The 24,646-nt window shown below is 42.1% G+C and carries 22 protein-coding genes and 1 other RNA gene; 11 read left to right on the top strand and 12 right to left on the bottom strand.

The window, feature by feature from the left end:
* Positions 1-23: 23 nt before the first annotated feature.
* From degS to zapG, 3 genes are all read right to left on the bottom strand, one after another.
* A complete protein-coding gene (gene degS, locus M1F05_RS17475) occupies positions 24-1,088 on the bottom strand; it encodes an outer membrane-stress sensor serine endopeptidase DegS (RefSeq protein ID WP_206083561.1) in 1,065 nt (354 codons plus the stop codon).
* Between the two features lie 115 nt (positions 1,089-1,203).
* The gene (locus M1F05_RS17470; protein WP_206083562.1) at positions 1,204-2,598 is read right to left on the bottom strand and encodes a Do family serine endopeptidase; all 1,395 of its coding nucleotides are present in this window, start codon (positions 2,596-2,598) and stop codon (positions 1,204-1,206) included.
* Between the two features lie 374 nt (positions 2,599-2,972).
* Complete coding sequence (gene zapG / locus M1F05_RS17465; protein ID WP_206083563.1) at positions 2,973-3,377, bottom strand: Z-ring associated protein ZapG; 405 nt, start codon at positions 3,375-3,377, stop codon at positions 2,973-2,975.
* A gap of 333 nt (positions 3,378-3,710) precedes the next feature.
* Between zapG and zapE the strand changes: the two genes are divergently transcribed.
* The 5 genes from zapE (at position 3,711) to sspB (ending at position 7,643) form a co-directional block, all read left to right on the top strand.
* Positions 3,711-4,835, top strand: coding sequence for a cell division protein ZapE (gene zapE / locus M1F05_RS17460; RefSeq protein ID WP_206083564.1), 1,125 nt, complete (start codon positions 3,711-3,713; stop codon positions 4,833-4,835).
* A 306-nt stretch (positions 4,836-5,141) separates the two neighbouring features.
* Entirely contained in the window at positions 5,142-5,570 is a 429-nt protein-coding gene (gene rplM, locus M1F05_RS17455; protein WP_006814213.1) for a 50S ribosomal protein L13, read from the top strand.
* 14 nt (positions 5,571-5,584) lie between these two features.
* Positions 5,585-5,977, top strand: a complete 393-nt coding sequence (gene rpsI / locus M1F05_RS17450; protein ID WP_004258235.1) for a 30S ribosomal protein S9 — start codon at positions 5,585-5,587, stop codon at positions 5,975-5,977.
* 522 nt (positions 5,978-6,499) lie between these two features.
* Positions 6,500-7,141: a stringent starvation protein SspA gene (gene sspA, locus M1F05_RS17445; RefSeq protein WP_206083565.1), complete on the top strand. Its 642-nt coding sequence runs from the start codon at positions 6,500-6,502 to the stop codon at positions 7,139-7,141.
* Positions 7,142-7,163: 22 nt separating this feature from the next.
* Positions 7,164-7,643: a ClpXP protease specificity-enhancing factor gene (sspB, locus tag M1F05_RS17440; RefSeq protein ID WP_206083801.1), complete on the top strand. Its 480-nt coding sequence runs from the start codon at positions 7,164-7,166 to the stop codon at positions 7,641-7,643.
* Positions 7,644-7,703: 60 nt separating this feature from the next.
* Here the strand turns inward: sspB and M1F05_RS17435 are convergent, their stop codons facing one another.
* On the bottom strand, positions 7,704-9,110 hold the full coding sequence (locus tag M1F05_RS17435) for an FAD-dependent oxidoreductase (protein ID WP_206083566.1): 1,407 nt from the start codon (positions 9,108-9,110) through the stop codon (positions 7,704-7,706).
* Between the two features lie 301 nt (positions 9,111-9,411).
* Here M1F05_RS17435 and arcB point away from each other — a divergent pair, with 301 nt between their 5' ends.
* The 3 genes from arcB (at position 9,412) to mtgA (ending at position 13,374) form a co-directional block, all read left to right on the top strand.
* Positions 9,412-11,760, top strand: a complete 2,349-nt coding sequence (gene arcB, locus M1F05_RS17430) for an aerobic respiration two-component sensor histidine kinase ArcB (RefSeq protein ID WP_206083567.1) — start codon at positions 9,412-9,414, stop codon at positions 11,758-11,760.
* A 232-nt stretch (positions 11,761-11,992) separates the two neighbouring features.
* Positions 11,993-12,643: an isoprenoid biosynthesis glyoxalase ElbB gene (elbB, locus tag M1F05_RS17425; protein WP_206083568.1), complete on the top strand. Its 651-nt coding sequence runs from the start codon at positions 11,993-11,995 to the stop codon at positions 12,641-12,643.
* 8 nt (positions 12,644-12,651) lie between these two features.
* Complete coding sequence (mtgA, locus tag M1F05_RS17420; protein ID WP_206083569.1) at positions 12,652-13,374, top strand: monofunctional biosynthetic peptidoglycan transglycosylase; 723 nt, start codon at positions 12,652-12,654, stop codon at positions 13,372-13,374.
* 63 nt (positions 13,375-13,437) lie between these two features.
* On the opposite strand, the gene dolP is transcribed toward mtgA, so the two are convergent.
* From dolP to M1F05_RS17400, 4 genes are all read right to left on the bottom strand, one after another.
* Positions 13,438-14,013, bottom strand: a complete 576-nt coding sequence (gene dolP, locus M1F05_RS17415) for a division/outer membrane stress-associated lipid-binding lipoprotein (RefSeq protein WP_206083570.1) — start codon at positions 14,011-14,013, stop codon at positions 13,438-13,440.
* Between the two features lie 9 nt (positions 14,014-14,022).
* On the bottom strand, positions 14,023-14,613 hold the full coding sequence (diaA, locus tag M1F05_RS17410; protein ID WP_004925390.1) for a DnaA initiator-associating protein DiaA: 591 nt from the start codon (positions 14,611-14,613) through the stop codon (positions 14,023-14,025).
* A gap of 465 nt (positions 14,614-15,078) precedes the next feature.
* Positions 15,079-15,453 (bottom strand): YraN family protein, encoded by a 375-nt coding sequence (locus M1F05_RS17405; protein WP_206083571.1) that lies wholly within the window; start codon positions 15,451-15,453, stop codon positions 15,079-15,081.
* A gap of 207 nt (positions 15,454-15,660) precedes the next feature.
* Positions 15,661-17,337, bottom strand: coding sequence for a penicillin-binding protein activator (locus M1F05_RS17400; RefSeq protein WP_206083572.1), 1,677 nt, complete (start codon positions 17,335-17,337; stop codon positions 15,661-15,663).
* 61 nt (positions 17,338-17,398) lie between these two features.
* Here M1F05_RS17400 and rsmI point away from each other — a divergent pair, with 61 nt between their 5' ends.
* From rsmI to M1F05_RS17385, 3 genes are all read left to right on the top strand, one after another.
* Positions 17,399-18,271 (top strand): 16S rRNA (cytidine(1402)-2'-O)-methyltransferase, encoded by an 873-nt coding sequence (rsmI, locus tag M1F05_RS17395; RefSeq protein WP_206083573.1) that lies wholly within the window; start codon positions 17,399-17,401, stop codon positions 18,269-18,271.
* Positions 18,272-18,364: 93 nt separating this feature from the next.
* Positions 18,365-18,738: RNase P RNA component class A (gene rnpB, locus M1F05_RS17390), an RNA gene on the top strand.
* A gap of 724 nt (positions 18,739-19,462) precedes the next feature.
* Complete coding sequence (locus tag M1F05_RS17385; protein ID WP_241016814.1) at positions 19,463-20,533, top strand: 4Fe-4S binding protein; 1,071 nt, start codon at positions 19,463-19,465, stop codon at positions 20,531-20,533.
* A gap of 134 nt (positions 20,534-20,667) precedes the next feature.
* On the opposite strand, the gene dagF is transcribed toward M1F05_RS17385, so the two are convergent.
* The 4 genes from dagF to M1F05_RS17365 form a co-directional block, all read right to left on the bottom strand.
* Positions 20,668-21,408 (bottom strand): 2-dehydro-3-deoxy-phosphogluconate aldolase, encoded by a 741-nt coding sequence (gene dagF / locus M1F05_RS17380; RefSeq protein WP_206083575.1) that lies wholly within the window; start codon positions 21,406-21,408, stop codon positions 20,668-20,670.
* 1 nt (position 21,409) lies between these two features.
* A complete protein-coding gene (locus M1F05_RS17375; RefSeq protein ID WP_206083576.1) occupies positions 21,410-22,522 on the bottom strand; it encodes a DgaE family pyridoxal phosphate-dependent ammonia lyase in 1,113 nt (370 codons plus the stop codon).
* The gene (locus M1F05_RS17370; protein ID WP_206083577.1) at positions 22,506-23,645 is read right to left on the bottom strand and encodes an amidohydrolase/deacetylase family metallohydrolase; all 1,140 of its coding nucleotides are present in this window, start codon (positions 23,643-23,645) and stop codon (positions 22,506-22,508) included. Before M1F05_RS17370 ends, M1F05_RS17375 begins: the two co-directional genes overlap by 17 nt.
* A 348-nt stretch (positions 23,646-23,993) precedes the next feature.
* Positions 23,994-24,644 (bottom strand): DUF4310 family protein, encoded by a 651-nt coding sequence (locus M1F05_RS17365; protein ID WP_206083578.1) that lies wholly within the window; start codon positions 24,642-24,644, stop codon positions 23,994-23,996.
* Positions 24,645-24,646: the final 2 nt, after the last annotated feature.

The following is a 24,646-nucleotide window of genomic DNA, read 5'->3' as shown; positions in this document are numbered from 1 at the left end:
ATATTAAAATTCATTTGGTAGCATCATCCTGCTTGCCCTTCAGGATTTTCTTCTATAATCACATCGATCGTTTTCATTTCACCATCGCGTAATATTTGCACCGACACTTTACTGCCAGGGCGAATTTCTGCAACTAAGTCCATCGTTTCAGCGGCAGAAACTGCAGGTTTTCCATCAACAGATAAAATAATATCCCCTTGCATAATACCCGACTTAGCGGCTGGGCCATTTGGGGCAACTTGGAAAATACGCAGTCCTTGTATCTGATTGATATTATTGTTGTTTGACCTTATTTGCGGTAGTTCACGTGCAGTAATACCAATATAACCACGGATCACGCGGCCATCACGGATCAGCTTATCCATAATTTTTGTTGCAAGCGCGGTTGGGATAGCAAAACTGAGGCCTTCAGAGGTAATGCCTTGCCCCGCGGTAAAGGACAGAGTGTTAATTCCCACTAACTCACCTTCGGTATTAATCAGTGCTCCACCTGAGTTACCTGAGTTAATCGAAGCATCTGTTTGTAAGAAATTTTGCCGACGAGTGGAGCTTAAGCCAACACGACCTGTCGCACTGATAATACCTTGAGTCACAGTTTGACCAATATTGTACGGATTGCCAATGGCTAAGACGACATCCCCCACATGGGTGACACGTTGAGTATTAATTGGGATCACTGGGAGGTTATCGGCATCAATTTTTAATACCGCAAGATCGGTGAGCGTATCAGAGCCTACCAGTAACGCATCAAAAATTGCGCCATCTTGCAGTGCGACTAAAATTTGGTCTGGGTTATCAACAACATGCTTGTTAGTAATGATATAGCCATTCGGGCTCATAATGACACCAGAGCCTAACGATTTAAGTTCACGACCAGACTGGGAGAAGCTACCTTTGGAGCTACTGTAGACATAAACCACGGCAGGGGCTGCACGGCGTACAGCTTTGTTATAACTAACAGGCTCACTATCCGTTTTGCCATACAGTAAATCAGCTAAACCTTGCGGACGCAATGAAGGTACCGCAATGATGATAATCAATGCAGCTAATAGGCCTAGCATGACAGAAATAGTAAGCTTCTTTACCATAAAATATTGGAGATTCAGTTATTTCTTAAACATGTACTGAGCATAACATAAAAAAACAGGCACAGTAGAGTGATACTGAGCCTGTTTTATTGACTTTAAGACCGATTTTTATCAATTAATTACGCATTAATAAATATAAGGTTTCGCCGTCACGTAATACTTTCATTGCCAACACGGGTGGTTTGCCATCGATAATTTTACGGAATTGATCAATAGTTTCAACTCGTTGGTCATTGACGCCAAAGATTAAGTCCCCTTTGACTAAACCAATTGCGGCAGCTGGAGACTTAGGCGCGACGCTATCGACTTGAACACCACGTGTATTGCTAATGGTTGCATTAGAAATAGTTGCACCTAATAATGACTCAGTTAATTTTTCAGCTCTTGTTGCTGAACCTTCATCATTTTCAAGGACGACTTTCACGTCCATCGGTTTACCCGAGCGGATCAGGCCGATAGTAATTTCTTTACCGATTTGGCTAGTGCCGATTTTGGCTCTTAATTCTGCGAAGCTATTGATGCGTTTGCCATCAACAGAGACTAATACGTCCCCAGACTTAATACCCGCTTTTGCAGCAGAGGATTTCGGTAGAACTTCACTGACGAATGCACCACGTTGAGCATCAATATTAAAGGCTTTTGCGATATCAGAATTCATCTCAGTCCCTTTAATACCGAGGATACCGCGCTTAACTTCACCATGTTTAATCAGCTGCTCACTGAGATTTTTTGCCATATTACTTGGAATAGCAAAACCAATGCCGATATTACCACCACCTGGCGCTAAAATAGCGGTATTGATACCAATCAGTTCACCATTTAAGTTGACTAAAGCACCACCAGAGTTACCCCGGTTGATAGAGGCATCGGTTTGAATAAAGTTCTCTAAGCCTTCAAGATTTAAGCCACTACGGCCTAATGCTGAGATAATACCTGACGTTGCCGTTTGCCCCAACCCGAATGGGTTACCAACCGCGACAGCAAAATCACCAACTCGTAACTTATCAGAGTCTGCGATATTAACTGCAGTTAAGTTTTTGATATCTTTATCGTTAGAGATTTTAAGCAATGCAATATCTGTTTGTGGATCTTTACCAATCAGCTTTACAGCGATTTCACGGCCGTCATTGAGTTGAATTTGAATTTTATCTGCACCATCAATGACATGGTTGTTAGTTAAAATATAGCCTTGTTGCGCATCGATAATCACGCCCGAACCGAGGCCTTCAAAAGGACGCACGCTTTGTTGTTGCGAAGGTGCATTTGGGCCAAAGAAGAATTTCAGCTCTTCTGGAATTTGTTGATTTTGCACACGTGTTCCTGACACATGAATATTCACCACCGCAGGCAGAACTTTTTCAAGCATAGGTGCAAGGCTTGGCATGTTTTGGCTTTGCGCTGTTGCTGGTAATGTTGCAGGTAGCGCCGCGCTACTTATCGTTGGGATAGTGGCCAGTGATAAGCCTAAACTCATTGCTACAGCGGTAAGAAAAAAGTTTTTTCTTTTCATAATTCAGTTAATTCTCTCAAGAATAAAGGTTCAATTCACTGTGGAGCCTTTTATTAGGCAAGCACAATGCGTTTCTATTTGGTTGGTATAAGATTCAATTTTACTGATGACTATGACCACAGATTATGCGCAAAAGTTCCACTTACGGATAGCAATTAACCACTCTTTTACATCTATTTACATGTAATTTAAGTAAGACTTTAACTTCTATACGGTAGTTAAATAAATTGTCTAATTAAATTTAGATGGAAATATTGTTCAAGATTATTAAATGATTATTTCACAGCAGATGATGCGAGTTGAATGGGGGGTTTTAGTTAATACAACAAGAAATCACCAGCAAGTGAGACTTACTGGTGATATACAATTAGAAACTATTTTTCTTTCTCTTCGATAGGTCGAAATAAGCCTGATGCGCTATCCGAATAATCTCTTGGTGGCATTTTTACTGGCGCTTGATCGTTATCGGCTTCAGATTCCGTTAAACGATAGTTAAACGGGTTATCTTGTGCTGGCATATCTGGCATTAATTCAGATGAACTTTGTGCCATATGTTGGTAAAGCTGACGGTAATCACGCGCCATTTTATCCAATAATTCTGCGCTACGAGCAAAGTGGCTGACTAATTCTTTACGGTACTCTTCCAGTTCAGTACTTTTTTTGTCTAGCTCAGCTTGCGCTGTTTTTTGTTGGCGAAGTTTTGGATTACCATAGCGGACAACTAATGCACCGATGATAAAACCAACAATCAATCCGATTAATGCATACTCCCAGGTCATGCTGACTCCTTCATTACTTCAATGTTCGCAGAAATTAAGCGTCGTTACCGTTACTATACCTTAAATAATTCAAGTTGCATGTAGACGTCAAGTAAAGCATCTCAACATATTGTAATTTGGCCGTTAAGTGATGATAAAACCCACAGCGCTTGAATCGAGTAATTGTAAAACAATTAACCGCTTTTTTAAGAGTAGAATCTTAAGGTGAATTTCCTTACTCTATGGTGATTCGTTAACCGAAAGTTAAATGGTAACTGAATCTGGTTATAATAAAGGCAGTGTATATCAAATAACGGTAAAAAAACCGAAAATTTTTTAAGGATTATTCAGTTAATGTCACCGATGACCCCTACAATGCGTTATCAACAAGCGCTAGCGGATGGCAATTATCAGCCAGATGACGTGCAAAAGCTTGCCGTAGAACGTTTAGATAAAATTTATCAGCAACTGACTCAAGTTGTTTTAGCTGTGCCAAATAGAAAGAATAACGGTTTTTTTAGCCGATTATTAGGGAAAAACGCGGCCAATAAATCAATAGAGCCTGTTCAAGGCTTATATATGTGGGGCGGGGTAGGTCGCGGTAAAACATGGCTTATGGACATGTTTTATGAAAGCTTACCTGGTGATCGTAAACTTCGGTTGCATTTCCATCGTTTTATGAAGAAAGTGCAGGAAGATTTGATGGCTTTACAAGGGCAGGAGAACCCGCTAGATATCATTGCGGATGAATTTAAAAAGCAAACTGATGTGCTGTGTTTTGATGAGTTTTTTGTCTCTGATATTACTGACGCGATGATACTGGGAACACTGCTAGAAGGTTTGTTTGCCCGCGGGATCACGCTGGTTGCCACGTCAAATATCATTCCTGACAATTTATATCGCAATGGCTTACAGAGGGCACGGTTTTTACCTGCTATCGAACAAATCAAAAAATATTGTGATGTAATGAATGTTGATGCAGGGATTGACTACCGCTTACGGACTTTGACGCAAGCTCACCTCTTTTTATCTCCGATAAATGCACAAAATCGCCAGCACTTGGATGAGATTTTTGTCAAATTGGCGGGTAAGGAAGGTAAGTTAAACCCAGTTTTAGAGGTCAACCATCGGAAAATGCAAGTGCTTCGCTCAGCGGAAGGCGTTTTAGCCGTAGAGTTTAAAGTGCTATGTGAAGAGCCGCGTAGTCAAAATGACTATATTTACTTATCAAACTGTTACCACACGGTTTTATTGTACGATGTCCCTTCGATGGGGTCGAGAGATGAAAATCCTGCACGGCGTTTTCTTGCGCTGGTGGATGAGTTTTATGAGCGTAAAGTGAAATTGGTGATTAATGCAGAAGTCCCGATGGAATCATTATATCAAGGGCAACTTTTGGCCTTTGAATACCAACGCTGTTTATCTCGCTTACAAGAAATGCAAAGCGAAGAATACTTAAAAATTCCACATTTGGCTTAAGTTTTTTGCTTGCATGCGAGTTTCAGCGCAAAAATAAGCTAAAACGTTTAAATTAAGTACAAATGGCGTTTGATATTCACACAAACGTAAAAAAAATGCATTTGGGGTCGATTTTTGTTTCTGACTTCTCTATAATCTTGCGACCCCACGTTACAGCGCTATTTTTTATTTCCCAAAAAATAACGCATAATGCCAGTTAGGCTGCTCGAAGGGGTAGGTTTACTGGACAAAGAGTCGTGTGAACCTCAGAAAGCTTATGAACATGAGTGTTCACCAACGTGTAACTTCAATATTGGGTAAGTTTTAATGAAAACTTTTACAGCTAAACCAGAGACCGTAAAACGCGACTGGTACGTTGTTGATGCAGATGGCAAAACTTTAGGCCGTCTTGCAACAGAAATTGCTAGCCGTCTGCGCGGTAAGCATAAAGCGGAATACACTCCGCACGTGGATACTGGTGATTACATCATCGTTCTGAATGCAGAAAAAATTGCTGTTACCGGCAAAAAACGCGAAGACAAAATCTACTATCGCCACACTGGCCATGTAGGTGGAATCAAGCAAGCAACTTTCGAAGAAATGATTGCTCGCAGTCCTGAGCGTGTGCTTGAAATCGCGGTTAAAGGCATGTTGCCAAAAGGACCTCTGGGTCGTGCAATGTACCGTAAACTGAAAGTTTACGCAGGTAATGAGCACAACCACGCGGCTCAACAACCGCAAGTTCTTGACATTTAATCGGGATTATAGCAATGGCTGAAAATCAATACTACGGCACTGGTCGCCGCAAAAGCTCATCTGCTCGTGTCTTTATTAAGCCGGGTAGCGGTAACATCACAATCAATCAGCGTACGCTGGAACAGTACTTTGGTCGCGAAACTGCGCGCATGGTCGTTCGTCAGCCGTTAGAATTGGTTGAAATGTTGGAAAAACTGGATCTGTACATCACTGTTAAAGGTGGTGGTATTTCAGGTCAAGCAGGCGCAATCCGTCACGGTATTACTCGTGCACTGATGGCTTATGATGAGACTCTTCGTTCTGATCTGCGTAAAGCTGGTTTCGTTACCCGTGATGCGCGTTCTGTTGAACGTAAGAAAGTGGGTCTGCGTAAAGCTCGTCGTCGTCCACAGTTCTCCAAACGTTAATTTATTGCCCTGTGGGCATAAAATTGATGAAAAAACCCGTCTTTATGGCGGGTTTTTTATTGCCTAAAAATTAATAAACTGACGTTTAAAGATAATTTAAAAAAGAATTAAATATAATTAGCAGAAAAAGACAACGAATTAGTCTAAAATTTAAAATAATCACTCTTTGGTAATAAAAATTGTTTTTTTTATCATATTATTTAGATAACTATGGAGTTAGCTTTAAGGTTTATTGTTTTTTAATTTTGGTTAGTTTTATTTTTTATTTTGATTTTTGTGTAATTGTTCTTCTTCAATGAAATAAACCTATGATTTTTCCTATCACTCCCCCCTAAGCTGTACAAAATCTGTTAGAATATGCCCCTGTTTTTTTATTTCATCATTTCTCGCCTTTCTGTGCGGGAGGGTTGTGTTGACTTTCAGTATGGATAAATGAAAGTAGGACACAGGGGATTTTAAAATGGGTAACGGGTAATTAAAAATTAATTACATTTCGTCCATTTTTGTAATTTGGAGGTTTTAATGGCTGTCGCTCCTAACAAACGTTCGGTAATGACATTGTTCTCAGGCCCAACTGACATTTTTAGCCATCAGGTACGTATCGTCCTGGCAGAAAAAGGGGTTAGCGTCGAAATTGAACATGTTGAACCTGGTCATCCGCCTCAAGATCTCATTGATCTCAACCCGTACCAAAGCGTTCCGACACTCGTTGATCGTGAGCTGACTTTATATGATCCGCTGATTATCATGGAATATCTTGATGAGCGTTTTCCTCATCCCCCATTAATGCCTGTTTACCCTGTCGCGCGTGGAACTAGCCGTCAATTAATGCATCGCATTGAAAAAGACTGGTATTCTCTGATGCACAAAGTAGAAAAAGGCAGTGCTCAGGAAGCGGATAGCGCCCGTCGTCAACTAACGGAAGAGTTAATTGCCGTTTCGCCTGTTTTTGCTGAAATGCCATTCTTTATGAGTGATGAATTTAGCTTGGTTGATTGCTACTTAGCGCCGCTGTTATGGCGTTTACCTGTACTGGGTATTGAATTGAAACCTGCTAATAGCAAACATTTACAGATGTACATGCAACGTGTATTTGAGCGTGATGCATTCTTAGCATCTTTGACGGAATTAGAACGCGAAATGCGTCTGTCAGCAAGAGGCTAAAAGTATGATGGAAATGACAGCAATGTCACCACGTCGCCCTTATCTGTTACGTGCCCACTATGAGTGGCTACTCGATAACGATATGACCCCGCATTTGGTGGTTGATGTCACTGTTCCTACTGTTAACGTTCCAATGGAATTTGCTCGGGATGGGCAAATTGTATTGAATGTTGCACCACGTGCTGTGGGTAACTTTGAAATTACCAATGACGAAGTGCGTTTTAATGCACGTTTTGGTGGAGTTCCTCGTCAAGTGTATGTCCCAATGGCCGCAATTATGGCTGTGTATGCGCGTGAGAATGGTGCAGGGATGATGTTTGAACCTGAAGCAGCCTATGATGCACAAATATCTTCTGATTTTGAAGACGTAGATGATTCGCAAGAAGAAGGGATTTCATTAGTTCAAGATAGCTCATTAGTTGAGCATAGCGCTGAAGAACCTTCGGATGATGAGCCACCAAGACCACCAAAAGGCAGACCTGCGTTAAGAGTGGTTAAGTAGCAAATTCACTTCATGTTGATAGAAAAACAGAGGGATTTTCCTCTGTTTTTTTATGTTCTTCTATACCCCTAAAAAAAGTAAAATACCCTCGGCGGCACTGCGTCCATCGGCAATTGCATTGACAACCAGGTCTGAACCTCGAACGGCATCCCCCCCAGCAAATATTTTTTCATGGGAAGTTTTGAAAGGAAACGGGCTATTGCGATTTACACAAATATGCCCCTGCGAGTCAAATTGTACAAGGCTATCTTCAACCCAAGGTTGTTTGTGCGGGCGAAAACCGAAAGCAACAATGACGGCATCCGCTTCAATTGTAAAATCTGAATTTTTGATAGGCTCTACGGCGTTTCGTCCCTCTTTGAGTTCACCATTTTGGGTGCGGACGACAGAAATTCCGCGGACTTTTTGAGCCTCATTCAAAAGAATCTCAGTGGCTTGTAAATGAAAATAAAATTCAGCCCCTTCTTCAATTGCATAATTTATCTCTTTTAGTGAAGCAGGCATACTTTGTTTGTCACGCCGATATATACAGGCCACCTGCGAAGCACCTTGGCGAATCGCTGTTCGCACACAGTCAATTGCAGTATCACCTCCGCCGAGCACAACCACATTTTTTCCCTGTAAATCGATATAAGGTTCAAGAGGTAAAGGTGGGAGTTGCATCAAATGACGTGTGTTAGCAATTAAATAAGGTAGGGCATCATAACAGCCCTGAGCGTCATTCCTGAGCAGTTCACCTTTAATTGCACTGTATGTACCTGTTCCGAGGAAAATCGCGTCATAATCCGTCTCAAGCGTATTGAGATGTATATCCTTGCCGATATCGATGTTAAGTTGAAATTGAATTCCCATTTTAGTGAAAATGTCGCGTCGTTGTATCATGACCTGTTTTTCTAATTTAAATGCGGGTATCCCAAAGGTTAATAAACCACCAATTTCGGGGTGTCTATCAAATACAGTCACTTGTACACCATTACGCGCTAAAACATCTGCACACGCAAGGCCAGCAGGGCCTGCACCAACAATAGCAACACGGAAATTCACTGGCGTGACATGGGAAAGATCAGGCCGCCAACCTAGAGAGAATGCTGTGTCATTGATATAACGTTCTATGTGTCCAATGGTGACAGCGCCAAAGGTATCGTTCAATACACAGGCCATTTCACACAGTTTATCCTGTGGACAAATGCGGCCACAGATTTCAGGTAAGCTATTGGTATGATGAGATAATTCAGCGGCTTCAATAATACGACCCTCCTCTGCTAATTTTAGCCATTTAGGGATGGCATTATGCAAAGGACATTTCCATTCACAGAACGGACTACCGCAGGAGAGACAACGACTTGCCTGTTGCTGCGTATTGTTGACATCATCAGGCTCATAAATTTCGACGAAATCTATTTTTCGAATATTGACTGCTTTTTTTTGCGGTTCATTTCGCGGGAGACCGATAATTTTGGCGTTCATGGTAGTCCTTACTGAACTTAGTCTGATTTTACATCATACAGTGCGCTTTGAAACCTAAAGCTTAGCACGACAAAAGTCAGTATAAGTCGCACGATTGATCTATTTTTCAAACGATTATGATGAAAAGTAACCCGAGATACATTTTTACTCGAGCTAAAACAAAGAAAATACCTGATTGTTATTTATCATTAATGATAAAAAATGGCTATTGAATGAGCAGGATCGACATTTTGTATTAATAAACATCCGAATCTGCCCTGTTTGATATATGATTCAAAGAGAATTTTACTAAGGGGTGGTTATGAAAGTACTTCGCGGCCTTGCGCAATACTATGTCGATTTGATGATGAAACTTGGATTGGTGCGATTTTCACTATTACTTGCATCCGCACTTGTTGTACTCGCCATGATAATGCAAATGGCGGTCGCTATCTTCTTGCGCGGGCATGTAGATAGTTTAGATATGGTCGGGTCTATTTTCTTTGGGCTTATTATCACTCCACTTGCGGTTTACTTCCTGTCTGTTGTGGTGGAACAACTGGAAGAGTCACGCCAACGATTATCGCGTATGGTGGATAAGCTTGAGGTAATGCGCAAGCGTGACGCTGAATTAAACACGCAATTACAAGGGAATATAGAGCAGCTCAACCTCGAAATACTTGAGCGTGAAAAAGCGGAACGTGCACATTTAGAATTACTTGAACAACTTAAGCAAGAAATGAAATACCGTGAGCAAACTCAAATTGAACTTGAGCAGCAATCGGTATTGTTACGCTCATTCCTTGATGCCTCCCCTGACTTAGTTTATTACCGTAATGAAAATAACGAATTTTCGGGTTGTAATAGGGCAATGGAACTTCTGACTGGGAAAAGTGAAAAACACTTAGTTGGGCTAACCCCTCTAGATATTTATGATGTGGAAATCGCTTCTAAAGTGATGGAAACCGATGAAAAAGTTTTTCGCCATAATGTTTCTCTAACCTATGAGCAATGGTTGGTTTACCCAGACGGTAGAAAAGCCTGTTTTGAGCTACGAAAAGTGCCATTTTATGACCGAGTTGGCAAACGTCATGGCCTCATGGGTTTTGGTCGCGATATAACAGAGCGTAAACGTTACCAAGAGGCATTAGAGAGCGCGAGTAGGGAGAAGACCACATTTATCTCAACAATCAGCCACGAGCTTCGTACTCCCCTTAACGGCATTGTTGGCTTGAGCCGAATATTGTTAGACACTGAGTTAACTTCGGAACAATCTAGCTATTTAAAAACGATTCATGTCAGTGCAGTGACATTAGGAAATATTTTCAACGATGTCATTGAGATGGATAAGATCGAGCGCCGTAAAGTTCAGTTGGATAACCAGCCAATCACATTATCTGAGTTTGTGAATGATCTCGAAAATTTAAGTGGCTTATTAGTTCAGCCAAAAGGGCTTAAATTTGTCATGGATGTCGCCCCAGCATTGCCGAAAAAAGTACTAACTGACGGGACGCGCTTGCGCCAAATATTATGGAACTTAATTGGTAATGCAGTCAAATTTACACAACAAGGGGAAGTCAAACTCAGCATCTGGCAAGAGTCTGAAAATAAGTTGTTTTTTAGGGTACAAGACAGCGGAATTGGTATCCCCAAAGATGAGCTAGATAAAATTTTTGCAATGTACTACCAAGTAACAGATTCTGCGGGTGGTAAGCCTGCAACGGGAACGGGGATTGGACTTTCTGTATCTCGCCGGCTAGCACAAAATATGGGGGGAGACATCCAAGTTGAAAGTCAAATAGGCGAAGGTTCTACATTTACGTTATCTATTTCTGCGCCTGTTGTTGACGATGAAGTTGTGGAATTTGAAGAAAATGATGATGATTACCCATTACCTGCTTTGCATATTTTATTAGTGGAAGATATTGAGCTAAACGTTGTTGTGGCGTGCTCTGTATTAGAAAATTTAGGGAATACAGTTGATGTCGCAATGACAGGCAAAGATGCGTTATCCATGTTCGCACCTGGTGAGTACGATTTAGTCTTATTAGATATTCAGCTACCAGATATGACAGGGTTGGATATTTCAAGGCAACTGAAACAGCAATATGACAAGGAGGATTTACCTCCACTCATCGCACTGACCGCAAATGTGCTTAAAGATAAAAAAGAGTACTTTGATGCAGGTATGGATGGCGTTTTAAGCAAACCATTATCTGTTCCAGCGCTGACTCAAGTTATTGAGCAGTTTTGGGGCGAGCAAGCCGCTCACTCTGAAGACGAGGTTCAAAGCGATATCCCTAAATCAACGGTTGATGAATCAAGGTTAGATTGTGAAATGTTGGAGCAATATATTGAATTGGTTGGCCCTAAATTAATTTATGATGGGCTAGACGTATTTGAAAAAATGCTTCCAGGCTACTTAGCAATTCTCGATTCTAATATGGTTGCAAAAGATCAAAAGGGTATCGTGGAAGAGGCCCATAAGATTAAAGGTGCAGCGGGTTCTGTGGGCTTAAGGAATTTACAGAAAATAGCTCAGCAAATCCAATCTCCTGATTTACCAGCTTGGTGGGATAATGTACAAGAATGGGTTGATGAATTAAAACAGGATTGGAAAGACGATATAGAAACTTTAAGAAACTGGGTTGATGTGCGCACAAAAAAATAACCCCAACCGAAGTTGGGGTGCGCGAATACTGCGCCAACACCAGGGAAATCGTTGATTTGCATGTGGTTTTCATTCTAGGCAAATCATTAAATTAGGTTAATCGCGGTAAGCAATAACATCAAGATACCAAAATTTAGCGAATCTGTTACAAGATTCATTAAAATCTGTGATGAAGATTGATGTTTGCCTGCCTTATCGCTTGAGAGATAATTTACTACAAATGGAGCAAGATATGAAATCAATTGCGGTTATTTTAAGTGGCTGTGGTGTATTTGATGGAAGTGAGGTTCATGAGTCAGTATTAACAATGTTAGCATTGAGTCAAAATAATGCTGAAGTTCATTTTTTTGCACCTGATGAATTACAACCGACTGTTATAAATCATATAAATGGAAAAGAAAAAACAGAAAAACGTAATCAACTAGAGGAATCGGCCCGTATTACACGTGGTAAAATATCCCCTTTGTCCTCTGCGGATGCCTCTAAGCTGGATGCGCTCATTATTCCTGGTGGGTTTGGTGCGGCAAAAAATTTATGTGATTTTGCAGTTAAAGGAAGTGACTGTGAGATTAATAAAGAACTATTAAGTTTAGTTCGCCAAATGCACCAACAAAAAAAGCCTCTAGGGCTGATGTGTATTGCACCTGTTATGCTTCCGAAAATGTTAAATACATCAGTGAAATTAACTATTGGTGATGACAGCAAAACGATTGCTCAAATAGAAAATATGGGAGGAGAACACATCAAATGTTCAGTAGATGACATTGTTGTTGATGAAGTTAACCGAGTTATAACAACCCCTGCTTATATGCTGGCACAATCAATTTCTGAAGCAAATACAGGGATTAATAAACTCGTTAAGAAAGTATTGGAAATGGCGTGATTATTTGAATGCTAACTATTGTTTCTCGATTATGGCGCGGGTTAAAGAAGATCACAATTTCATTACTTCTGGTGTGGTTTTGTACTGTCATTGTCTTTAAATATGTGCCCGTGCCATTCTCAGCGGTTATGTTTGAACGCCAAATTAGTGCATGGTTAAACTTAAATTTTTCTTATGTATCTAGCTCTACTTGGGTCAGTGAAAAACAGATCTCTCCGTATATTTATTTAGCGGTTATCGCATCTGAAGATCAAAATTTTCCACATCATTGGGGTTTTGATCTTGATGCAATAGAACGTGCTTATAAACATAATGTGAACAATAAACAATCAATTAGAGGTGCCTCAACAATATCCCAGCAGACCGTTAAAAACTTATGGTTATGGGATGGTAGAAGCTGGGTTAGAAAAGGCCTAGAAACAGTGATGACACCAATAATGGAGCTTATGTGGTCTAAGCAGAGAATACTGACCATTTATCTTAATATTGCTGAGTTTGGTGATGGGGTTTTTGGTGTTGAAGAAGCCTCAAATAAATTCTTTAATAAGCCTGCTAGTCAGCTTTCCATGAGTGAGGCTGCACTTTTAGCAGCAGTTCTTCCTAATCCACACCGATATAGTGCGAAATCACCATCTTCTTATGTGTTGAGACGGCAGGCGTGGATATTGAACCAAATGCACCTTTTGGGCGGTAAGAATTTTCTGAAAGTAAATGATATTTTGTCTGAATAAGAAAAAAGCCATAGTTTTTCACTAATGGCTCTTATTCTTATTCGGATATATTATTGTTTATGATTAATTGAGATAAGTGAAAGCCGTCGTCACTCGACGAACACCATCAGTTTCACTGGCGATTTTAGCTGCAGCATCACCCTCTTGCCTTGTTAATACGCCAAGTAAAAAAACCTCACCATTCTCAGTAATCACTTTTACACTACCCGATTTAACGCTGTCACTCGCTAAGATTTTTGATTTAACTTTAGTGGTTAACCAAGTATCTTTGGAAGCAGTACCTAAATCGACAGGTTCACCGTTACGCACTTCATTATAAACGGATACGGTGCCATCAACATTCGAGGCGATTTGTTTGGCGCGTTCAGCCCATGACATGTCAGGACTTTGCCCAGTTAATAGCACATTACCTTTATATGCAGTGGCAATAATTCGTGCCTTACCCGTAATTTCTTTATCTTTATTGAGCTGCCCGCTCACTCGAGCTTCTAATGTGCCATCATCAACTTGCTGGCCAACGGTCCGTGGGTCAGAAGCACTTTTCGTGGCAACAGCGGCAGAGCCAACAACTGCAGCACCAATACAGCCTTGTAAAAGAATCGTACTGATTACTATGGCAAAAATGGGTATTAATCGCATTTTGTCTCCTTAATCATCCTGATGAGGGAAAAGGGTATTATCTATAAGATCACATAGACAATTTACAGTAAGAAGATGAACTTCTTGAATTCGAACACTGCGCTGAGAAGGAATACGAATTTCAACATCTTGTGGGCCAAGCAGGCCAGCAAGCTCTCCTCCATCGTAGCCAGTAAGAGCGACAATGGTCATATCCCGTGTAACAGCGGCTTCAACAGCTTTAATAATATCGCTACTATTACCATGGGTGGAAATTGCCATTAAAACATCACCATGCTGGCCTAATGCTCTCACTTGTTTCGCATAAATTTCAGTAGGTTGCTTGCTACCTGAAATTGCGGTAAGTACCGCATTATCGGTATTCAGTGCAAGAGCAGGAAGACTAGGGCGCTCAGTTTCAAATCGGTGGATCATACTCGCAGCAAAACGTTGTGCAGTAGCAGCAGATGCGCCATTGCCACAACATAAAATTTTGTTGCCATTAAGCAAAGACTGAACCATCATCATAGCGGCTCTAGAAATCGCATCGGGCAGCGCCTCAGCGGCTGCAATTTGAGTTTGAATACTTTCGGTAAAACAAACTTTTATTCTATCTAGCACTGGTTTTTTCCTGTAAAAATTTACCCGTCATTCTTCGCGCTGTCGCTGTGTTGACTGCAATCGCTAACCCTAATCACATACTTTTGTATGCTCATAGGGATTAGCTCACTTGTCGCCTTACGACAACACGAATTATTTAGGGTAAACCCGTCATGTTTGCGCTGTCGCTGTGTTGACTGCAATCGCTAACCCTAATCACATACTTTTGTATGCTCATAGGGATTAGCTCACTTGTCGCCTTACGACAACACGAATTATTTAGGGTAAACCCGTCATGTTTGCGCTGTCGCTATGTTGACTGCAATCGCTAACCCTAATCACATACTTTTGTATGCTCATAGGGATTAGCTCACTTGTCGCCTTATGACAACACGAATTATTTAGGGTAAACCCGTCATGTTCGCGCTGTCGCTGTGTTGACCGAAATCGCTAATGATAAAGAATATAATAGCTTATTGACGAATATTAGCCTTCATCATTAAAGGCATTTTGTATCCATTCGAATTGATTACCTGTAATAGCACAAATATCAAATCGACAGGCACTGGTTTCGAAACTCTCTTGTCGCTGTGCAAGCCAAATTTTGGCTGCGGCTAATAACTTTCTACGTTTATGCCAGTTTACTGATAAAAGCGCATCACCGTAATCACAATTTTTGCGAAATCGAACCTCAATAAATATCCAACCTGTTTTATCACGCATGATGAGGTCAATTTCCCCTCCTCGATTTCTCGCATTGCGTTCAATAAAGGTTAGTCCCTGTTTTTTCAAAAATGCGAGAGCTTGATTTTCGTAATATCGGCCTGTTAACCATCTTAAGGGTTTTTGAATTGCTTTCATGACGTCCTTGTCTGAAAAAAGCCATCATCCTGATGGCTGAGGTTGTTGACAAAGCAGGATAAAAGCGTGGTTTTTCCTACTTTGTGTTATCAGCCGAAAACCAATAAATTGATTTTTCTAATTTATTTTCAAAACCTATCCAACCTGCAGTCAAACCTAATCGGTTTGTCAGCAGTTTGAGCCATCATCCTGATGGCTCATCTTTTTTTATTGCGCAGGGACAACTTGCCCTTGTTTAAACTGTAACCATGGCAGTTCTCGGAATACCACGCAGTTAGCTTGTGTACTTAGTGTTCCTGATGCACCATTGATTCTCACTTGTCCTGCTTGTTGCAGTTTGTCATAGCTATTTGCTAATGACCATGCATCAATACCCATTGCATACAGGCGGAATAACGAATAGTCATTATTCAGTTTTTGTTGCGCCTGTTTGCGTAGGTTATTATTTGCTCCCGCAAGCAGTGGGATTTCGCTAAATTTTACGCCATCCATTTCAAAACGGTAGTCTGCACCTGAACCTGCTTGGTTGCTACGAGAACTAGTATAAAGTGCAGGGCGAGAGCGAGAACTGATCGCCATTTCAATCATCGGTTTAATCAGTGTGAGTTCATCACGAGTTGCAACGATATAAACAGAGTCAATTGCATCACTTGTTTCGCCTAGCGGGTTACCCGTGTTAACCAGCGTTCCCGTCATTCGAATTCCTGCACCACGGTTAATGGATTCTTTTAAAGAAGGCACTGAACCGAAGGTTTGCATTAATACCGTACCGCCACCTTTTGATTGCCACCCTTGAGCGAAGGCTTTGGCGATTCTATCTCCAAATGCATTAGCAGGTACTAAAACCAAAGGCATTTGCTTGCCTTGTGCTCGCATATACGCAGCAGCATTTTGCGCTTCATCCTCAGGAGAAAGCGAAAAGTAGCAAAGATTTGGACGTGGCTGTAATTGGTTAGCATCCAACTCATTCAAGGCTAATACGCTAACAGGTGCACCCATTTGTGCGATAGTTTGAACATCATTTTTCAATAGCGGGCCAACAACGAGGTTGAAACCTTCGTTTTTCGCTTGTTCCAGTAATTGGGGCATTTGCTTGCCTGTGGTATCAAACACTTTGATTGTTTGTGTATTCACAGGTGTAGCATCAATTTGTAGGCTAGAGGAGACGATGTCTGTATCTGTGGGGACGTCGCCTGCGGTATTCGCAACTTCTGCATAAATTTGGTCTAGCACATCGTTGCCGCTACTCGGCTGCGGGGCTGTTCTTGCTGGCGTTGCTGAACCTTGAGGAATGCCTTTTTGTGCATCCATAAACCCTTGCATGATGGCCTGACCAAATACTTTGCCTTGGCCGCTCATTGGGAGAAATAATGCAATTTTGGGGCTATTACCGACGCGCGGTAACATTGCTTGAATTAGCTGAGTTGGGGCTAGCGCAGCACCAGGGTTGTTGGAGTAGCGCATTTTCCAGTCGTTAAAACCCGCACGGAGGGCATCAGGGTCATCTTGGTTATTTTGATAAATATCGAGCAGATCAACCCAGCCTTGGAGAATATTTTCCTCTGCGCCAATTCCGTGAATCTGATCTGGTGTCAACTGTGTTAACATCTTCCATAATCCATCGATGTTAACTTGGCGCTCGGCAGCTGTCTTTAATAATGGTTCTTGGCTAATGTAGGCACGAAGTGCTTCCAGAGAGGGTTTGCCTTGAGCCGCATCAATGATAGCTTGGTAGCCGCTGGCATCGGACGTGCTTTGCTCAGGTGTTTTTTGGGTGGAAGGAAAATAATCTGAGACAATTTGGCACCCAGAGAGTGCAAATGTGGACAGCATTGCTGTGCAGATTAACCCTTTTTTCAAATGCAAAAAAATTGAAGGACGCATACTGTATCCAATGGTGTATTTTTCAATTGCTTAATTTTAAACCGGCTATTCGGATGAAACAATGAACCAACCTAATCAAGCTGTGGTTATGGCATCCACGCTGTATATCGTCCCAACACCGATTGGGAATATGGGCGACATCACGCAACGCGCGCTGGATGTTCTTAAACATGTTGACCTTATTGCGGCAGAGGACACTCGGCATTCAGGCATTTTATTACAAAATTTTGCGATAAATGCACGACTGTTTGCTCTGCATGATCATAATGAACAGCAAAAGGCAGATCAATTAATTAGCAAACTTCATCAAGGTGATAGTATCGCATTAGTCTCAGATGCAGGTACACCTTTAATTAATGATCCAGGTTATCATTTGGTCAATCGCTGTCGTGAAGCGGGTATTCGAGTGGTACCTTTACCTGGTGCTTGTGCGGCGATTACTGCACTATCAGCTGCGGGCTTACCATCAGACCGTTTTTGTTATGAGGGTTTTTTACCTGCGAAAACAAAAGGCCGGAAGGACGTTTTACAATCACTCGAACAAGAAACACGAACGCTAATTTTTTATGAATCAACCCATCGCTTACTAGACAGTTTAGCAGATATGGTGGAAGTCTGGGGACCAGATCGCCATGTTGTGTTAGCCCGTGAACTGACAAAAACGTGGGAGTCTATTGAGGGACGTCCTGTGGGGGAGTTGTTAGCTTGGGTGCAAGAAGATGAAAACCGCCATCGAGGTGAGATGGTGTTGGTTGTAGAGGGTTATAAGAAACCTGAAGATGACTCAGCAATTTCACCTGATGTTATCCGCACTCTCAATTTATTGCAAAAAGAGCTCCCCCCGAAAAAAGCAGCAGCGATTACTGCCGAAATTTACGGTTTAAAGAAAAATATGCTGTATAAATTGATGTTAGATAATCAAGGTGATGAATAACTTTTAAGCAAATAGCGCTATCAAGGGCTTAAGTCGTCAATTGCCTGTTCGAAAGTCTGTACAAGCCGTAGCAAAGTGCCTATAATTCGCCGCGGAGTTGGCCAGACAACCGCTGCTTTATCGTAGTCCCTTCGGGAGACGGGTAGAGGGGAGGAAAGTCCGGGCTCCATAGGGCAGGGTGCCAGATAACGTCTGGGAGGCGCAAGCCTACGACTAGTGCAACAGAGAGCAAACCGCCGATGGCCTGTTTACAGGATCAGGTAAGGGTGAAAGGGTGCGGTAAGAGCGCACCGCGCGACTGGCAACAGTTCGTGGCACGGTAAACTCCACCCGGAGCAAGACCAAATAGGGGTTCATATGGTGCGGCCCGCATTGAACTCGGGTAGGTTGCTGGAGCCAGTGCGCAAGTGCTGGCCTAGATGAATGGTTGTCCACGACAGAACCCGGCTTATCGGCCAACTCCCTTTTTTCGTCATATTTCGCGCTGTACCTTTGTTGGCTGCATTCAGCCACACGGGTCACATACTTTTGTATGCTCCCCGCGCTGTCTTCATTTTGCCGCCTCGGTACAACACGAACTATTTAGAAAAAATCTTAGTTTGTTATTTTTTTGTCATACTTCAAGCTGTGCCTGTGTTGGCGTCATTCGTCAACCCTAGTCACATGCTGGTGTATGCTCCTAGGGATTTCCTCATTTTGCCGCCTTGGCACAACTCGAATTATGTTAGAAAAAATCTGATTTTGTTATTTTTTTGTCATACTTCAAGCTGTGCCTGTGTTGGCGTCATTCGTCAACCCTAGTCACATACTGGTGTATGCTCCTAGGGATTTCCTCATTTTGCCGCCTTGGCACAACTCGAATTATTTAGAAAAAATCTGATTTTGTTATTTTTTCGTCATATTTCGCGTTGTACCTTTGTTGGCTGCATTCAGCCACACGGGTCACATACTTTTGTATGCTCCCCGCGTTGTCTTCATTTTGCCGCCTCGGTACAACACGAACTATTTAGAAAAAATCATAATCTTTTGATTTAATATAAAAACACTTTTCTTCTTTCTTTTCTGGTTTGTCTTCACCATTTGCTACATCAAATCATCAACGTCACAACCCTCTGATGTAAATCAATACGCTTTGTGAATATGTAAATACAATAGTGGTATTTATAATGCATGTTAAAGAGATATGTGGACATGATAGAAAAACCACGTGTAAGGTACCAACGTCGCCCTGGTACGGTGGGCGGTAAGCTTCCTTGGAATGACTGGCGAAATGCCTCAACATGGCGAAAAGTCGTCCAAATTATACTGCTGGCGATAAACCTTTATATCGGTATTACTTTCTATTACTGGGTACGTTACTTCGAAACTGGAGGGGAAACGTTGTACCTTCCACGTCCTGGAGGTATTGAAGGCTGGCTACCCATTGCGGGGTTAATGAACTTAAAATACACATTAGAAACAGGGAGCTTCCCACCTATTCATGCGGCGTCGATGTTTCTGTTAGTGGCTTTTATTCTTATCAGTTTATTGCTGAAAAAGTCCTTTTGTTCATGGATGTGCCCAATAGGCACAGTATCGGAATATACAGGGAAATTAGGGAAAAAACTGTTTCGCTATCAAATCAATCTCCCTAAATGGCTAGATATTCCCCTGCGAGGCCTAAAGTATGTGCTGTTAAGCTTCTTTCTTTATATTGCATTTTCTATGTCAGCGCAGATGATTCAATACTTTATGATGTCGCCTTATGGGATCATTATTGATGTGAAAATGTTGGATTTCTTTCGCCATATTAGCGATTTTGCATTGATTAGTGTGGTAGTTTTGGTGGTGCTGAGTGTGTTTATTCGCAATGCTTGGTGCCGTTATCTCTGCCCTTATGGCGCGCTGTTGGGGCTATTCTCACTACTTTCTCCCGTTAAAATTCGCCGAAATGTGGAAAGTTGTATTGATTGTGGAAAATGTGCAAAAAATTGCCCATCACGTATTCCAGTGGATAAACTCATTCAGGTAAGAACGGCGGAGTGCACGGGGTGTATGACTTGTGTGGAATCCTGCCCAGTTGCGTCAACGCTGGATTTTTCACTGCAAATACCCACGCAAAAACGTCAATTTCCATTATCAGGGATTGTTATGATGGCTTTGACCTTGGCAATTTTATTTATCATGATTGGTATTGCTGCTTTCTTCGAGGTATGGGATAGCCCTGTGCCAGATAATTATTGGTTTCATATTATACCGAATGCGCGAAGCATAGGTCATTGATAGAGAATGAAAAAAAGCCCCACACAGACAAGATGAGTGGGGCATTTGTTGTCTTGGTCACTTTGTCACAATGACTCAGTTTGTAACGTTCGCTTATATTTATTTTCTGACTTCTTTTTACTGCTTTTAACGCATCAATTAACCGCTTGCTTAACCATCTGCAATAACTGACGCACATCTTCTGGGCGTGTATTGCCCGTATCTTTATCAATAATTGAACTATAAATATGAGGAATGATTTTCTTCACGCCTGCATCGAGGGCGATTTGCAAAATTTCGGCAAAATTGTCTAGGTCAATGCCGCCCGTCGGCTCTAAAGAAAAATCAAATTTGGCACAGGCTTGAGCGATAGCTTTATATTCTTCAATATAGGTTAACCCTTTCATATTAAAGAATTTAACAGAGTCAGCCCCCATGTCTTTTAGCATCATAATTGCGGTTTCGATAGGGACGATACCGTCAGGGGCTTGGGAGCTTAATGGGCCCGTGGAAATTTTCACCATGCCAATTGTGCCCGTTGGGGAAATCAGCGCATTCACAAATGTCTCATTTTGGCCTAATAACGCACGGCTGATTGGCGCTCCTGTAAACACTTGGTTGACGTGCTGTGGCTGAATTTCTTTTGAAATCAAGGAGACCATTGTGGATTGATTCGGGTCACCTGCACCGAGACCCACAGATAATGCATTGTCCGTTTCTTTGGCATAAATGCGCATATCAGCGATAGCACTGTCTAAATCAGGGTAGTTTTTAGATAATACACCGACGACAACAAAGGTTTCTGCGGCGGCATAGATATCTTTGGCATTTTGGTGGCTGCCAGCCAATACATTTAAACAAACGCGGTCACGGTAAAAATTCGGTGACAATTTCATCTTAAATTCCTTCTACTAACAAGCGAATATTCTTTGAAATAACATCAAGTTGATCAGTACTGACGCTGCGGATATCCGCCTCGACTTTCCCTTCGTTGGCTTTATATTCACGGAAGTAAATCGCGGTATCGCCTTGTTTTAAGTCAGCCATAATTTGGTAGGTTGTTTTACCAATCACTTTTTCATCGAAGCTGATTTCGGTACGGGCGATGTCGCGCCCTGCGGCGTCCCAGACGACTTGGGCTGAAATGCCCTTTATGGCATTTAGATCACTGATAAACTTCGCCATTCGCGTGACCATTTCTGCGCCAGTTTCTTTTTGTGCAGTTAAGTACTGTTCGATGGCAAGGGTTAAGCCCAAAATGCCTTCCTTACCCACTTTCATGGCACGGCCAATACCTTGGTTTTGGCGTTTTACCCACTCAATATACTGTTTTTTACCAACGACTAAGCCACTGGTCGGCCCTTCAATGGCCTTTGCACCACTGTAAATCACAATATCGCCACCCGCTTGGTAATAAGCGGTTAACTCTTCTTCTGCTGCAGCATCAACAATCAATGGCAGCTGGTGGTCATGTGCCACTTTAGCCGCTTGCTCGACGGTTAACATACTTTTTTGCACGGTATGATGGGATTTGATATACAAAATTGCTGCCGTATTTGGGGTGATTTTTGCGGCTAATTGGGCTGCACTGCATTCGTTTGCAAAGCCCGCTTCAATGACTTTTCCGCCGCCTAAAGACACCATTGTGTCAACTGGCGCACCAAAGTTGACGTTATGGCCTTTCGGTAAAATAATTTCACGCGGAACAACTTTTTCCGATGAATGCAGGTTCAATAATAAGTCATCATCGTCTTGCACAATCACACCCGCAACGGCTTGGGCAATACCTGCTGAGGCGCAAGAGACCACAACAGCAGCTTCGACATTCAATAAATTGGCGATGTATTCACCTGTTTTATTGACTAAATCTTTAATTTCAAAGTAATTATTAAGTCCGTAAGCGACACGTTCAACAACTTCAGGCGTTGGTGTCGATACGCCTAGAATGGTCATGCGGCCAGACGCGTTGATAACGTGTTTTAACTGATATTTCTCATAAATCGATTGCATATTCGGATTCGCCTTGTGCATGAATAATATGTTTACCACCAACGATAGCGGCAATAGGAACAAAGCGGTGCGTACCTACGCGATGTTCGCCTTCTGCGTCAGTGAGTTCAGTTTGTTCTTCTTTCAGATCAAACAACGTAATGTCTGCATCGAAACCAGGTCTTAAATACCCTTTCGCAGGCAGCGATAAGAAATTAGCGGCTTTTTCTGTAACACAACGTAAAATTTGCTCTGCGCTAAAGCCCATGCACAGGAATTTAGTCATCACAAATGCAAGGCTGTAAACAGGGCCATTCACACGGTTGCGATGATAAATATCGGAGCTGATAATGTCAGGGTATGTACCAATACGCATGGCTTGTTCAGCGACTTTAAAGCTAAAACTTTCACCGCCATGGCCGACATCTAAAATCACACCACGTGCCAGAGCTCGAGCAATTGAGGGTTTAAGATAGCCATCGTCACCTAAAATTTTATTGGGTTTACCATTAAAGCAGTGTGTGATGATATCGCCACGCGTGAGCAAATCAGCGACTTCATCAATATCTGGTGGGTTATTACCGATATGCACCATCAATGGGAGATGGTGTTTTTTCTGCATCTCTTTGGCTTGAATCAGTGGTGCGATGCCATTTTCACCCACAACGCTTTTACTCATACGGGCTTTCATTCCCACGACAAAGCCTTGGTGGCGTTCGATAGCCTCTTGAAAACACACTTCGTTGATATTGTTCATATCGGACAATTCATTTTGTGCAATGATGCCAATTCGTGAAATATTCAACAAAGAAAAGACGTTGGTTTTGGACTTTTTGGTTAATTGATAAAATTTATCAATATCGTCAGCGCCCACACTCCCCGCATCAACCAGTGAGGTAACGCCGCCCGCAGCGCCTGCTAAATCGGGGTCATCAAAGTAGATTGGTGATTCGGCAAAACAGTGTGCATGAGAATCAATCCATCCCGCGCTGACATACGTTTTCCCTTTCAAGTCAATCACTTTGTCAGCTTGTTGGTTGCAGGCTAACTCTGGGCCTGCTGCCTCGATTTTTCCGTCTTTAATCAGTATATCGATAATTGTGCCGTCGATACGTTTACCGTGTTTGATGATGAGTGTGTACATGTAGTTACCTTCTTCATACTCGTCATACTTCAAACCGCAGCGTTGTTGGCTGCTCTTCCGCTACCCTAGTCACATACTTTTGTATGCTCCTAGGGATATCGTCGTTTGCCACCTAGCTGCAATTTGAATTATTTAGAGTATGCTTAAATGTTTATTCTAAATGATACGAATCGCAGTTTTTCAAGGCCCTAACCACATGCAGATATATGCGCCTAGGGTTATCGTCATTTGCTGCCTAGCTGCAATTTGAATTATTTAGATCATGCTTAAAAGTGTGTTCTAAATGATGCAAACCGCAGTGTTTTTGCTGCCTAGTGACCCGGGGCATATGCCCCGGGATAATGCGCATTAAGCAACGATAGGGAAGAAATAACCGAATAACATCGCGCCTAAAATTGCCCCGCCAGCAACGGGTTTTTGCCATACATAGAAAATTAGAGCGCCAATCAGTGAACCGATCCCGATTGGAATGGATGCTGCCATTGCCGCTAAGATAATCAGTGGGCCTAAGAATCGGCCTGAAGTATTACCTGCACCCATCATGACGTCAGCGCCAAAGGTTGAGTTGGCTTGAGCAATAGTGAATTTACGTGCAAAAACAATTAGTAAACCGATTAATACGCCAAGGAATAAGCCTGTCAGTAACGAAATCCAAAAGTTAGTGACTAAAATATCCCAGCCAGCCGCGAGAAACAGAGCGGGGACACCAAGGCCAATCCCTGTTTGCAATGCGCCACCGATATCCAAAATCCCTACCAGTGAACCTTCGATAATTCGAGCGAATAAGAAACTCGCACCGAATGCCGCTACTGCACCGTAAACCCCAGTGTCGAGCCCTGCGCGTAACATGGCGACAAAAGCCACTTCGTTAAATGCGCCGAACCCGTAAACCACGTACATATGAGTACCTGCGAAGATCCCTGCTGATAGCAGCCCAACAAAGATGGGGAATGACCACTCGGCGTACCAAAAATCGTCTTTATTAATTTCAGTTGTCATGA

It is taken from the genome of Providencia sp. PROV252 (assembly GCF_033676005.1).
Classification (GTDB): Bacteria; Pseudomonadota; Gammaproteobacteria; order Enterobacterales; family Enterobacteriaceae; genus Providencia; species Providencia vermicola.
Note: the sequence above shows the minus strand (reverse complement) of the source record. Positions and strands in the feature narration are given on the sequence as shown.